This window comes from Pseudoalteromonas sp. CO342X (genome assembly GCF_004208915.1).
Lineage (GTDB): Bacteria > Pseudomonadota > Gammaproteobacteria > Enterobacterales > Alteromonadaceae > Pseudoalteromonas > Pseudoalteromonas maricaloris.
This window is the reverse complement of record NZ_SGPH01000032.1, coordinates 1-13197: the sequence shown is the minus strand read 5'-3', so window position 1 is coordinate 13197 and position 13197 is coordinate 1. Positions and strand designations below refer to the sequence as shown.

Sequence of the window (13197 nt, the reverse complement as noted above, 5' to 3'; positions counted from 1 at the left end):
AGTATATGAATGCTCAGCCAAATCTAATTTCTCCGCAAAAATCTAAACAAGAAGATACGCAAGAGATCGACTTAATGGCACTATTTGGTGCCTTATTAGACGCTAAATGGTTTATTGCAGGTATTACATCTTTATTTATGCTGCTAGGTGTAGCTTACGCCATATTTAGCACGCCAATCTACCAAGCAACCGCAATGGTACAGGTAGAAGAAAAAGGTGGTTCAGTGCCTGGCTTTGACGACATGTCTGGCATGTTTGAAAGTACTTCCGCTGCGGTAACCGAAATCGAGTTACTCAAATCAAGAAGTATTATAGGTGAGGCAGTAGATACGCTTAACCTAGATACAGTTGTTGAACCAAAGCTCTTCCCTCTATTTGGGGGGCGAAGCTTTCGTAAGTTTGTACCACAAATTGACGGTGAAGTTGCAGAGCCAAGCTTTGGTGCAAATTCTTATGCATGGGGCGGTGAAAAGGTAGAGATACACCGTTTTAGAGTGCCGAAAAGCGTTGAGGGAGCAGAGTTCACGTTATTAGCACAAACGGATGATAGTTTTGTTCTACTAAATGCAGATGATGAAGAAGTGCTTTCGGGTAAAGTAGGGCAGGAAGTTAAATCAGGCCAGTTTGAATTAACTATCAAAACACTTATTGCACGACCTAGTACTGAATTCTCAATTGTAAAACGTAACAGATTACAAACTATATTAGACTTACAAGGCACTATATCTGCATCTGAAAAAGGCAAAGATTCAGGCATTATCAACCTTGCATTGGAAGATAAAAGCCCTGCTTATGCAGAAAAAGTACTCGATAAAGTTGCCAGTATTTATGTTCGTCGTAACGTTGAACGTAACAGCGCTGAGGCGCAGCAGTCTCTTGAGTTTTTAGAGGTGCAGCTTCCAGAAGTTAAGCGTAACTTAGAGCGTGCTGAGAAGGCTTTTAACGATTATCAAATCCGTCAAGAATCCATTGATATTAGTTTAGAAACACAGGGCGTTTTAGAACAAATTGTTGCATTAGAAACTAAACTGCAAGAATTAGAATTAAAACGCTTAGAGCTTGGTCGTAAATTTAAACGTGAACATCCCTCTTACCGTGGTGTGGTGGAGCAAATTGATACCGTAAAACGCCAACGTAACGAGTTGACAGGTGAAGTTCAAGGCTTGCCAGAAACCCAGCGTGAGCTGCTACGCTTAAAGCGTGATGTTGAAGTAAATAATGAAATCTACACTCTGCTACTAGGCAAAACCCAGGAGCTAGACATTGTGCGCGCAGGTACCGTTGGCAATGTCCGTATTGTTGACTATGCAGAGGTAAATACAACAGAGCCGGTGAAGCCAAAAAAAGCACTAATCGTTGTGATGGCCACCATGTTAGGTGGTATGTTAGCCATTGCGATTGTAATGATTCAAAAAGCACTACATAAAGGCATAGAAGATCCTGGTGAAATTGAAGCGTTAGGTCTACCTGTTTATGCAAGCGTTCCATTCTCTGAATATCAAGTGAAGCTTACTGGCTTTGCTAGAGCGCGGAAAGGTAAAACCGCAAAAGCAAAATCAATATTGGCTATTGATAACCCTGCAGACCTATCGGTAGAGGCGCTAAGAAGCCTACGCACAAGCCTACATTTCGCTATGCTCGAAGCAAAGAACAATGTCATCGCAATTTCTGGGCCGAGCCCTGGTGTAGGTAAGTCATTTATCACAGTCAACTTAGCAACAGTCCTTGCACAAAGCGGTAAAAAGGTGCTAGTAGTTGATGGGGATATGCGTAAAGGTTATTTACAAACGCAGTTCGGTATGAATTGGGATAATGGACTAAGTGACTACTTATCTGGTCGCTTAGTTTTAAATCAAACAATAAAGCATACTCAAGTCGAAGGGTTAGATGTCATGACTCGTGGCCAAATACCTCCAAACCCTTCGGAGTTGTTAATGCATGAAAACTTTAGCAAGTTAGTTGATGAGGTTAGTAAAATATACGACTTGGTGATTATCGATACTCCACCAATTTTAGCGGTTACAGACCCTGCCATTGTGAGTGCACATGCAGGTACAACACTACTGGTTACTCGATTTGGCCAGAACCATGCTAAAGAACTGGAAATAACGCGCAATCGTTTCGAACAAAACGGCACTGATGTAAAAGGAGTAGTGTTTAACGGCATAATGCGTAAGGCAAGTAATTCTTATGGGTACTACGGCTATTACAATTATGAATACAGCTCAGAGAAATTATAAAAAATTTAGTTGTTTTAATAAATTATGTTTATTCTTTGTGAGTTTGTTTATTAGTCTATAAATTTAGTATTTCAAACCACTATATGCTGCTAGGTAATCACTTATGTGAAGTTAATGTCGCTTTAGCACTTTTATGCATTTAGTTAGACAGGTTTTATTTATGAATTTTGAAAAGGTTTGTGTATCGTTCCCATTAAGGTGGGGTGGAAAAGTAAGAAATAGTATTATTAAAATGAGTTTTTTAATATCACTCTCAGTATTAAAAAGTAAGAAAATAATAATTCCTATTTATCAAAATTCATTGAATGTTGGTGTGCCAAAGGGAAGATTAGCATTTACATATCATACTATCTCAGCTCCAGAAGATAATAGAGTGAACTGGAAAATATCACCGTTTAGTGATTATTTCACATTTGATAAAAAAGGTTATGCTGGGTTTGGTGACTCTACTGAGGAACGTATTCGACTACTTGGGTTAACTAAACCTGAGGTTGAATATCGAGCAGCAAACTTTATTAATAAACTTAAGTCCATTAAACCAAAGTATTTTACGCCAGAAAATGACGATAGTAGTGTAGAAAAGAAAATAGTTATTGTGGGCCAATTGTCTAATGATAATGTTAGCAAACTACGAAGTATTGATGATCATGAAATGTATGAGGTAGGCAGGTTACTTGCTGAAAAATACAAAGCGAAACTTGTCTTTAGACCACATCCTTTGGATAAAAGTAGGAATACTACCTTACCAACAGATTTCAGTTCATTAAAAAATTTGGAAAAATCAGGTTCAATAGTTATTACTCATAATTCTGGCTTTGGAATTCTTGCAGTTACTTCAAATGTTAAGACTGTTTTTCTCGCAAAAAATGAATTTCAAGATAAAGAGTATTCTTTTAAGAATATTGAAGAAGCATTCGATTTTTCTATAAAGGAAATAGAATCATTTCGAATAAGTAACTTTTACAACTATTTTGGTAGTTTAGTAACTTATGATGATGCAGCCCTAATTAATAGGATGGTTAATTCTGCATATGAGGAGTGATAAATTTTGGTTACTATTTTTTAAGTTTTTATTTGTTATCTCAAGCTTTATTTTGAATATACAATTAGTAAAGCTTTTAGGTGAAGAAAGTTCAGGGTTGTTTTTTCATTTTATCTCCTTAGTAAATGTTTTAGGTGTCGTTTGTGTATTTGGAATGAATACATTGTTTTTAAAACGATTCTCAAGAAAAGGGGATAATTTTAATAAGTACATACTTATATCTCTAATTATTATCACTGTTAATGTTTCTATTTTGTCGGTGGTTTTTATTGCTCTGAAAGTCGATAATGATTTTTATGAAAAATATTTACTGATAATGGTCGTTTGTTTTTCACTTGTATCATTAGTTTCTTCCGCTCTTCAAGGGGCGGAAAGGCCTCTATTATCTTTTTTTATATTCGATGGTGGGGTTCAACTTTTACTACTTATTTATATCTTTATTATTGGCATTGGGAACGTAACTGAAGTTGCTGTAACTCAGATAGCTATAATGCTCATTTTTTCTATCATTGGTATGGGGGTACTATTTTTTTTAATAAGAGGTTATAACTTAAACGATAGGAGAAAGCCTAAGATTATTGAAGTATATAAGGAAGCATTCCCTATATTTATTACACAATCTTTAAATCAATTCATTGTGCAGTCAGGAGTTTTGTTTGTAGGTTTTTATCTTGCCTTTAAAGAGGTGGCTGTTTTTGCGATGTTATATAAATTTTCGTTACTTTTTTCACATGCATATGTAACTTTGAATAGGTTAGTCTACCCAAAAATTGCAAAGTTTAATATTTTCAAAGACAAAGCTATGGTTCAGAAAATGCTAGATAATTCTAACTCTATAATATATGTAATAACTTTTTTAAAGTGTGTAGGATTTTACTTCGTTTATCCATATATCATTGATTTTTTAGGTGAGGGTTTTTCTGGTTATGGATATATCATGGTTATTTTAATTATTGCCCAACTTACGAAAGTGTTTTTCGGCCCTTCGACTGTTTTACTCCAAATGATTGATAAGGATCTAGTCGCTAGAAATATTAGCTTCATTTCTTTCGCTATTTGTGTCTTATTGAATGTAACTTTAATACCTAATTTTGGCTTGGTAGGTGCTGCTGTGAGTGTAGTATTTTCATTTTTGGCGAGTGGGCTTCTTTCCTCAATATTTATTTATAAATACTATAAAATAAAAACATTTAAGTTTATAGGTACGAAATAGTGATCAAAATTATACTGAAGCGAGTGAAGTCTCAAATCTTTTTTTTAAATAAAGTTCCTAAATGTGCATTATATCAAGGTGCATTGTTTATACATATTCCAAAAGCAGCTGGAAGTAAAGTGTCTTTTGATTTATACGGTGCACAAATAGGTCATCATAAGGCTGTAAGTTACTATCTCAATGATTATTCTAATTTTAAATCTATCCCTACATTTTCTATAGTGCGTAATCCGATTGACAGGTTTATTTCGGCATATAATTTTTTAAAAAATGGTGGTATGAGTAAAATTGATAGTATATTTAATGAAGAAGTTCTTTCTAAATATAATGATATAAATGATTTTATAAAAAATGAAGTAAATAAATCATCTTTCCGATTAATTGATGTGCCTCATTTTGAACCTCAGTTTGAGTATTTGTATTATAACTCAACGCTTTTGGTTGACTTTGTTTTTAAGCTGGAAAACTTAATTCAAGATAATAATATAAGTGATGTTTTTCCAATGATAAATGAGCTGGATTTTTCTAAAAGAGCTAATGCTACAAAAGGTAAGGGGTATACCTCTAAAGATTTAAATAGTGACTCTGTTTCAATCCTGAAAAATTTTTATTATAAAGATTATGAGGTCTTCGGCTATGAGAAGTGACGTATCAATACAAGTAATTTCTTTATCTTCCGATTGTAAGAAGAGGGATTCCGTCTCAGCTGTTCTTGATAGTTATAATTTAAATTACTCTTTTTATGACGCTGTAAATGGAAAGGAGTTATCTGCAATAGAATATTTCTATCATTGTAATAATAATGATTATTTTTTTAACCGAAAATCCATACTCACTCCTGGTGAAGTTGGTTGCAAATTATCTCATTTGAAAATTCTCGAAGACTTCGTTAACAACCAAAGTGACTATAACTGGTTATGTGTTCTAGAAGACGATATTTCTCTAAAATGCGATTTAAATATTGTTTTCAATAACCTTAGTGAAATTTTTAGTAAAAGTATTATACACCTTGGTGGTCAAGAGGGATTGAACTCTAAAAATAGGGTTGTTAAATCGTTTAAAGGGAGCTTTGATAAATTGAATTACTATAAAGTTCTACCAATTACATTACGTTGGTTATATCGTACTTGCGGATATATTGTTTCTAAGGAAATTGCATTAGAAATGTTATCAATTTTTAAGAAAAATAATATTCCAGCAGATAACTGGAGATATATCGTGAAAAAATCTAGTGTAAGAGACTTTATTTTTTGCGATGTTGTAACCCACCCGGTTGATTTAAGTGGTAGTTCAATTGAAGCGGAGAGAGGGGTATGATCTCGATTGTTGTTCCTTATTATAATAAATCCCTTTTTATTGAGAAAACATTAAAATCAATCATTAATAACTTTGCTGGTGATGAACTTAAAAGTGAAATAATAGTTGTAAATGATGGTTCTGAGAATAGTGAAAGCTCTTACTTAAGAAATTTAATCGCTTCTATTGATGATAATTCTATTAAATTAATTGAACTTGATGAAAATCGCGGCGTATCGATAGCGAGAAATACCGGGATTGAAGCTGCATTAGGAGATTATATATATTTTCTTGATGCAGATGACTTCTTTCAATGTGATTCCAAAAAGTTGCTTAATGATATATTAATTTCAAAATTTACGTGTTTTTTTAATTTAAAAATAAATAAGAAGCTTTTTAAACATCATTTATTGGATGTTCAAAAAGTTGATGAATATGTTCTCGTAAATTTATTTAAGCAAAGAACTATTCATTTGAGTAATGTGGTTTTTCATCGTTCTGACCTGGAAGGTGTTTATTTTGAAGAAGGGGTTGCTTATGGAGAAGATTTGTTTTTTATTTTTAAAGCTATCTTAAATAAAGAAGTTAGGTTTTTTGATAGTTCAATTGCTATATATAACTATGATGGAAAATTTCACCCTATTAGAAATTCAGCATACCATTTAATGTTAAATGAATTTGAAAGCTTTGAAATTTTATATAAGTCTATCTATCAAGCTTATAATGAGAGAGTGTTTTTACATAATAAATTTTATAATCAGAATTTACATTTTGATGAGAAAGTGGTGAGTAATAAATTGAAGATTTTTAACTTTTTCCGGTTTCGTGTCTTTTATAAGCTTTTACAGTCTATCAGGACTAGATTTTAATTATGTTAAAATTCTTTGTTTTATTTGTTTTTATTATTCAGCCATGGCTTTTTGGAGGACTTTTACGGCTTGAGTTGCTTGGTATTTTAATTTCAATTTTTATTCTCTTTTCTAAAAGTAAGTTAACTTTCAACTTTAATGAGGTTGTTTTAACTTTTTTATTATTGGCCTTTGTGCTTAGTATCCCATTTTTTCATTTTACTTTTGATATTTCTTTTTTTAATGTTGCTTTAAAAATATTGATTGTTTTTTTGGGAGCTTCATTAATTGTTAGAGCATTTTCTATTGAACGTTCCTTTTTACTAAAAATCATTAATTTTATTGTGGTTTTTTCGTTGGTTTTTTATTTTTTAGCAGTTTTATTTGAACCGGTAAGGGGGGTTGCTTACGCAGTTAAAGGTGAAACCTATGGTTTAGAAGAGAAACTCGAAGTATATAGGCTCTGGTTTCCTTCCTCAGCACATACATTTCATTTAGGGTTATTTTTCTTTACTGCGCTTGTGATACAAATGTTAAATAAAGAAAAGCCGATTTGGATGGTATTAACTCTTTTATGCGCGTCAATATCTTCAAGAACAACGTTATTGATCGGAGGTATGCTGTTAATGCTTTATGGGGTTAGTAGAGATAAAAATCTTTTAGTTATTTTTGTGGTTTCTCTGCTTTTATTTTTCTACTTTTTTGATGATATCATTTCCTCTTCTAATAGTGCTAAGTATGCCCTAGAGCCGATCGTTAATTTTCTTGAGTCAGGTGAACTTTCCTCTAAATCTAGTGATAAGTTACAACAGAAGCACCTGTACTTTCCAAATGAAATGCAGCTTATTTTTGGAGATGGACGATATTTTGACTCAAATGGAAAGTTTTGGGGCGGCACTGATTCTGGTATTATGAGGCCGTTATTATATGGTGGTATTCTTTTTCAGTTTTTTTATTTATACCTTATGTATAAATTGCTGGCAGTTTTCTATGATAAATCTATAATAAGTGTCCTCGTTATAATTTCGTTTTTTATAATGAATATCAAGGCAGAGTTTTTTATCCCTGGTCCACATTTAGCACTTATTTTTTTATATTTATTTGTTAACAAGGGAAGGCGCTATGAATAAAGTCGCAGTAATTATGAGTGTTTACAAGCTCGATAATGTAAGCTTTTTCAAAGAGTCTGTTTATAGTATTCTTAATCAAAGTGAACCTGTTGATATATATATATGTTGTGATGGTCCAATCCCCTTCGAGCTTGACTCTGCCGTTGAGGTGTTTGAATCTTACAACTCCGTCAGAATAGTTCGTAACCCTATAAATATGGGTTTAGCTCACTCTTTAAATAAGTTAATAGATATGGTTTCTGCTTCTAATTATAGCTATATTGCTAGAATGGATAGTGATGATATATCCAGTTTGAATAGAATTAAATTACAACTTGATTTTTTAGAAATAAATAAAGCAATTGATGTGCTAGGTAGTGCTTGTCATGAATTTGGAGCAAGTTTCTGTTTGTCTATAAAAAAGCTGCCGCTAAGTCATGACGATTTAGTTCGGTTTAGTGTATATAGATGTCCATTTATACATCCAACAGTTATGTTTAGGGCATCTGTTTTTGAAAGTGGTATCAGATATCCTGTGAACACATCTTACACTGAAGATTTGGCATTATGGTATGAGTTGATTTTAAGTGGTTTTAAATTCGCTAACTTACCTGATAGCCTTCTGAGATACAGGCTAAATGAGTCGACGTTGGAACGAAGAACAGGTATGAAAAAAGCTTTAGATGAGTTTTCTCTTAGGTATAGATTTATGATTAAAAGTAATCGTTTTTCTTTCAAGTTGATTTTTCTTGTTTTTTTTAGAGCATTACTTGCCTTATCTCCTTCATTTTTAAAAAAAGGGTTATATAAGTATGTTAGGTAGAGTTACACTTTAAATATATTTATACCTTTATATTTTCAATATTCCTGGGCATTACTTTATTTTAAACACTATTTTAATTGAGGAAGTATGACATCAAAATTTACTCACCTTAAAGCTTTAGAAGCTGAGGCTATACATATTATCAGGGAAGTGGCTGCTGAGTTCGACAACCCAGTTATGCTTTACTCAATAGGTAAAGATTCATCTGTTCTATTGCATTTAGCTCGTAAAGCATTTGCTCCAGGAAAAATACCATTTCCTTTACTTCATGTAGATTCTCATTGGAAATTTAAAGAGATGATTGAGTTTAGAGATCGCCTCGCCAAAGAGTATGGTTTTGATCTCATGGTTCACAAAAATATGGAAGGTGTAGAAGCTGGGGTAGGCCCGTTCACACATGGCAGCTCGAAGCATACAGATATAATGAAAACTCAAAGCTTAAAACAAGCTCTAAACAAAGGTAAATATGATGCAGCCTTTGGTGGAGCGCGCCGTGATGAAGAAAAATCACGGGCTAAAGAGCGAGTGTATTCATTCCGTGATAAAAATCACCGCTGGGATCCAAAAAATCAACGACCAGAGTTATGGAATATTTATAACTCAAAAGTTGAGCAAGGCGAGAGTATACGTGTTTTTCCTTTGAGTAATTGGACTGAGCTTGATATTTGGCAATATATCTACTTAGAAAATATTGAAATTGTACCTCTTTACTTAGCTAAAGAGCGTCCTGTAGTTGAGCGTGATGGTATGCTAATTATGGTTGATGATGAACGCATGCCAATTAAAGATAAAAGCGAAATACAACATAAAATGGTTCGCTTTAGAACACTAGGTTGTTACCCGCTTACAGGCGCTGTGGAGTCTGAAGCAACAACGCTCCCTGAAATAATACAAGAGATGCTCTTAACTAAAACATCAGAAAGGCAAGGGCGCTTAATAGACCATGACTCGTCAGGCAGCATGGAAAAGAAAAAAATGGAAGGATATTTTTAATGAGTCACGCATCAACGCTAATTGAATCGAATATTTTAGATTATCTTGATCAACACGAAAATAAAGAGTTGTTACGTTTTATTACTTGTGGTTCGGTTGATGATGGTAAAAGTACACTAATTGGTCGTTTGTTACATGATTCAAAAATGATTTTTGAGGATCAGCTTGCAGCTATAGAGAAAGACAGTAAAAAAAGTGGTACTACAGGTGAGAAAGTAGATCTGGCATTACTGGTTGATGGATTACAATCTGAACGCGAGCAAGGCATTACTATTGATGTTGCCTATCGTTATTTTTCGACAGATAAACGTAAATTTATAATTGCGGATACTCCTGGGCATGAGCAATATACAAGAAATATGGCTACAGGCGCTTCGACCGCTGATTTAGCAATTATTTTAATTGATGCTCGATATGGTGTTCAAACACAGACTAAGCGACATAGTTTTATTGTATCGCTGTTAGGGATAAAGCACGTTATTGTAGCAATCAATAAAATGGACCTTGTTGATTTCTCTGAACAAACATACAACGCTATTTGTGAAGATTATAAAAAATTAGCTGAATCGTTAAATATCCCAGATATCCATTTTGCACCAATTTCTGCTCTTAATGGTGACAACGTCGTTAATCAAAGCTCAAATACACCTTGGTATCAAGGTGGAACATTGATGTCTTTATTAGAAGGTATTTCTATTGAATCAGCTGAAACTTTAGATGAATTTCGTTTTCCTGTGCAGTATGTGAATCGTCCAAATCTTAATTATCGTGGTTTTGCTGGAACAATTGCTTCGGGTAGTGTTTCTGTGGGTGATGAAATTAAAGTTTTACCATCGGGCAAGCAAAGTAAAGTAAAAAGTATTGATACATTTGAAGGTTCAATTCCAGAAGCTTGCGCTCCATTTGCGGTAACAATTACGACAGAAGATGAAATAGACATCAGTCGTGGTGATATGCTCGTTCACTTAAAAAGCTCTGCTACACTTGCTGACCAAGTATCTGCACATATTGTATGGATGGACGAAAAAGTATTAGCGCCTAACAAAGAATACTTAATGAAGTTTGCAACAAAAGAGGTAACGGGGTTCGTTTCATCTATCAGCAATAAAATTGATGTTAATACTCTTGAGAAGGAAAGTGCGGAATCTTTAGAGCTTAATGAAATAGCACTGTGTGAACTAAAATTAAATAACCAAGTTACTCTAGACCCATATAGCTTAAATCGTCAAACAGGTTCATTTATTATTATTGACCGTTTAACTAACGGAACTGTTGGTGCTGGCATGATTGTAAATGCAACAAATAGTTTGAATACAAAACACCTTGTGAAAAAGCAATATACAGAAGCAGAAATCCAATTAAATAAATATGTTCGAACGCATTATCCTGAGTGGGATGCAAAAGAAATTAGCTAGTAAAAATAAGTAAAGGGAACTTATGAATATTGAGCAGTACTTAATAGTTGCTATTTTCATAGCAACTATTATTTTTTTAGTTAAGTTTCAAAAGTTTCCTGAGCGTGTTTTTGCCGTATCATGTTTGGCGTGCTTTGCGGCTAACTTAGTCTCAACTGAGCAATTACTTACAAATGCTGTTAACCCAGGCCTAGTAACACTATTGCTTTTAGTTGTATGCGCATTTTCCTTTGAACGTACCAGTTTTTTGCGAAAACTTGCTAATGTTTTATTTAATGGCTCAGTAGCTAAGTCTTACATTAGAACCTTGTTGGCAACAATTATAGCGTCAGGCTTTTTGAATAATACTGCGGTAGTCGCTACTTTAATTAGCCCAGTAAAAAACAATAAACTGATTGCTCCGACGAAACTTTTATTACCTCTTTCTTATGCCGCTATATTAGGCGGTACTCTTACCCTTATCGGTACTTCAACAAACTTAATAGTAAACTCTATGCTTATTGAGCGAGGCGTTGTAGGTTTTGAGTTTTTTGACTTTTTACCAATTGGATTAGCGGCAGTTGGAGCTTGTGTAATGGTAATGGCGCTAACTATTAACCGCCTAAAAGGTAAAGTAAGTAAAGTTGAGAGTTTTAGCGATTACTTTGTTGAGGCTAAAGTGAATACAGGTTCACCTTTAATAGGTAAAACAGTAGAGCAGAATGGGCTACGAAGTTTAGAAGCTCTGTTTTTAGTTGAGATAGTACGTGAAAAGCGTTTAATTTCGCCAATAGCACCCACACAAATTATCCTAGAAGGTGATAAGCTAATTTTTTCTGGCGATGTAACTAAGGTATTGGTGTTGCAACAATTTGAAGGTTTGAGCTTATTTGCTGAACAAGATGGCTTGTTGCGTGATAACTTAACCGAAGTAGTTATTAAGCCTGGCGCTGCGGTAGTTGGCAAAACATTAAAAACAGCTGGTTTTCGTGCTCGTTTTGATGCAGCCGTTGTTGCTGTGCGCCGTGAAGGCGAAAAGCTTTCCGGTAAGCTGGGTGATATTACTATTCAAAGTGGTGACTTTTTGATTCTTGCTGTCGGTCCCGATTTTGCCAAACGTACTAACTTAACTAAAAACTTTTTCATACTTAGCGGCGTTAAAGCCGATAACATGCTTAAAGGGCTAAAAGAGCGTATTGTTATTTGGGGCTTTGTTGCAACCATTGCAAGCTCTCTAATTTTTGATATTAGCCTATTAAAAAGCTTTATATTTTACCTTGCAGTACTGGTGGGTTGTCGTTGTTTATCGCTAAACGAGATTAAGCGGCGTTTTCCGCTCGAGCTTTGGCTCATTGTAATGAGTGCTTTAACTCTAGCTACAGCCCTAGATAACTCTGGGGTCTCAAGGTTAATAGCCGAGCAAATCAAAGACTTGCTTGCTGGACAAAGTGTTTATATCGCCTTTGTCGGTGTATTTTTACTTACTCTATTATTTACTGAGCTAATAACCAATAACGCTGCAGCAGCGCTGACCTTTCCAATTGCATTTACCATAGCTCAAGGTCTAGGTGTTAGTTATTTACCATTTATACTCGCGGTTACATTTGCTGCTAGTGGTAGCTTTATTAGCCCTTATGGCTACCAAACTAACCTAATGGTTTATAATGCCGGCAACTACAAGTTAAGCGATTTCATAAAGTTTGGCTTGCCGATTTCTATCACTTATAGCGTGGTCGTATTGGTCTTGATACCCGTGTTTTTTCCGTTTTAAAAACGAGCATTAAAGAGGTAAGATATCAGAGAAAAGAAGACAGAAGGAGCTGTGATGAATTTTGAAAAGCTAGATGTTTGGAAAAGAGCCGTTAAATTAAGTGCAGAAATTTATAAAACCACTTCTCAATTAAATGATTATGCTTTCAGGAGTCAACTAACTCGTTCAGGCACTTTCAGTGCCAAGCAATATTACAGAGGGAGTCTGTAGAGATAGCTTTAAAGAAAAGAGTCGCTTTATTGATATTGCTAGAGCCTCTTTAGCTGAAGCTAGAACTCAAATTTACATTGGTTTAGAGGTTGGCTATATAGGGCGTGAAGTTGCTTTAAGCTGGATTGCAGAGTCAAAAGAGTTAGCTGCTATGTTGACAAGCTTAAAGAACCGTTTTGACTCTGAAATCTGAAATCTGAAATCTGAAATCTGAAATCTGAAATCTGAAATCTGAAATCTGAAATCTGAAATCTGAAA

At 34.3% G+C, this 13197-nt stretch carries 11 protein-coding genes and 1 pseudogene; all 12 read left to right on the top strand.

All coding sequences use genetic code 11. The features are described 5' to 3' along the window. Positions 1–5 precede the first annotated feature (5 nt). The 12 genes and pseudogenes from EXT47_RS14255 to EXT47_RS14200 all read left to right on the top strand — a co-directional run bounded on the left by EXT47_RS14255 (position 6) and on the right by EXT47_RS14200 (position 13132). A complete protein-coding gene (locus tag EXT47_RS14255; protein ID WP_130126898.1) occupies positions 6–2240 on the top strand; it encodes a polysaccharide biosynthesis tyrosine autokinase in 2235 nt (744 codons plus the stop codon). A 160-nt stretch (positions 2241–2400) separates the two neighbouring features. After that, positions 2401–3282: a hypothetical protein gene (locus tag EXT47_RS14250; protein ID WP_130126897.1), complete on the top strand. Its 882-nt coding sequence runs from the start codon at positions 2401–2403 to the stop codon at positions 3280–3282. Positions 3283–3334: 52 nt separating this feature from the next. Then, positions 3335–4495, top strand: a complete 1161-nt coding sequence (locus tag EXT47_RS14245) for a lipopolysaccharide biosynthesis protein (protein ID WP_165383820.1) — start codon at positions 3335–3337, stop codon at positions 4493–4495. Then, positions 4495–5142 carry a sulfotransferase family 2 domain-containing protein gene (locus tag EXT47_RS14240; RefSeq protein WP_165383819.1) on the top strand — a complete coding sequence of 216 codons (648 nt, stop codon included), beginning with the start codon at positions 4495–4497 and terminating at the stop codon, positions 5140–5142. Before EXT47_RS14245 ends, EXT47_RS14240 begins: the two co-directional genes overlap by 1 nt. Beyond that, positions 5132–5812 carry a glycosyltransferase family 25 protein gene (locus EXT47_RS14235; RefSeq protein ID WP_165383818.1) on the top strand — a complete coding sequence of 227 codons (681 nt, stop codon included), beginning with the start codon at positions 5132–5134 and terminating at the stop codon, positions 5810–5812. Before EXT47_RS14240 ends, EXT47_RS14235 begins: the two co-directional genes overlap by 11 nt. Then, complete coding sequence (locus EXT47_RS14230) at positions 5809–6660, top strand: glycosyltransferase family 2 protein (RefSeq protein ID WP_130126893.1); 852 nt, start codon at positions 5809–5811, stop codon at positions 6658–6660. Before EXT47_RS14235 ends, EXT47_RS14230 begins: the two co-directional genes overlap by 4 nt. Before the next feature lie 2 nt (positions 6661–6662). Beyond that, complete coding sequence (locus EXT47_RS14225) at positions 6663–7769, top strand: hypothetical protein (protein ID WP_130126892.1); 1107 nt, start codon at positions 6663–6665, stop codon at positions 7767–7769. Next, complete coding sequence (locus EXT47_RS14220; protein ID WP_130126891.1) at positions 7762–8571, top strand: glycosyltransferase; 810 nt, start codon at positions 7762–7764, stop codon at positions 8569–8571. Before EXT47_RS14225 ends, EXT47_RS14220 begins: the two co-directional genes overlap by 8 nt. An 87-nt stretch (positions 8572–8658) precedes the next feature. Further along, positions 8659–9564 carry a sulfate adenylyltransferase subunit CysD gene (cysD, locus tag EXT47_RS14215; protein WP_130126890.1) on the top strand — a complete coding sequence of 302 codons (906 nt, stop codon included), beginning with the start codon at positions 8659–8661 and terminating at the stop codon, positions 9562–9564. Continuing rightward, entirely contained in the window at positions 9564–10979 is a 1416-nt protein-coding gene (cysN, locus tag EXT47_RS14210) for a sulfate adenylyltransferase subunit CysN (protein ID WP_130126889.1), read from the top strand. The genes cysD and cysN overlap by 1 nt, the downstream gene beginning before the upstream one ends. A 22-nt stretch (positions 10980–11001) precedes the next feature. Next, complete coding sequence (locus EXT47_RS14205) at positions 11002–12729, top strand: SLC13 family permease (RefSeq protein ID WP_130126888.1); 1728 nt, start codon at positions 11002–11004, stop codon at positions 12727–12729. A 54-nt stretch (positions 12730–12783) separates the two neighbouring features. Next, positions 12784–13132, top strand: a pseudogene (locus tag EXT47_RS14200) (four helix bundle protein). Positions 13133–13197 lie beyond the last annotated feature (65 nt).

Bases quoted from the DNA above. Each gene is read 5' to 3' on its own strand.
- EXT47_RS14205 (WP_130126888.1), top strand. From the start codon at position 11,002: ATGAATATTGAGCAGTACTTAATAGTTGCTATTTTCATAGCAACTATT.
- cysD (WP_130126890.1), top strand. From the start codon at position 8,659: ATGACATCAAAATTTACTCACCTTAAAGCTTTAGAAGCTGAGGCTATA.
- EXT47_RS14230 (WP_130126893.1), top strand. From the start codon at position 5,809: ATGATCTCGATTGTTGTTCCTTATTATAATAAATCCCTTTTTATTGAG.
- cysN (WP_130126889.1), top strand. From the start codon at position 9,564: ATGAGTCACGCATCAACGCTAATTGAATCGAATATTTTAGATTATCTT.
- EXT47_RS14250 (WP_130126897.1), top strand. From the start codon at position 2,401: ATGAATTTTGAAAAGGTTTGTGTATCGTTCCCATTAAGGTGGGGTGGA.
- EXT47_RS14220 (WP_130126891.1), top strand. From the start codon at position 7,762: ATGAATAAAGTCGCAGTAATTATGAGTGTTTACAAGCTCGATAATGTA.
- EXT47_RS14225 (WP_130126892.1), top strand. From the start codon at position 6,663: ATGTTAAAATTCTTTGTTTTATTTGTTTTTATTATTCAGCCATGGCTT.
- EXT47_RS14255 (WP_130126898.1), top strand. From the start codon at position 6: ATGAATGCTCAGCCAAATCTAATTTCTCCGCAAAAATCTAAACAAGAA.
- EXT47_RS14235 (WP_165383818.1), top strand. From the start codon at position 5,132: ATGAGAAGTGACGTATCAATACAAGTAATTTCTTTATCTTCCGATTGT.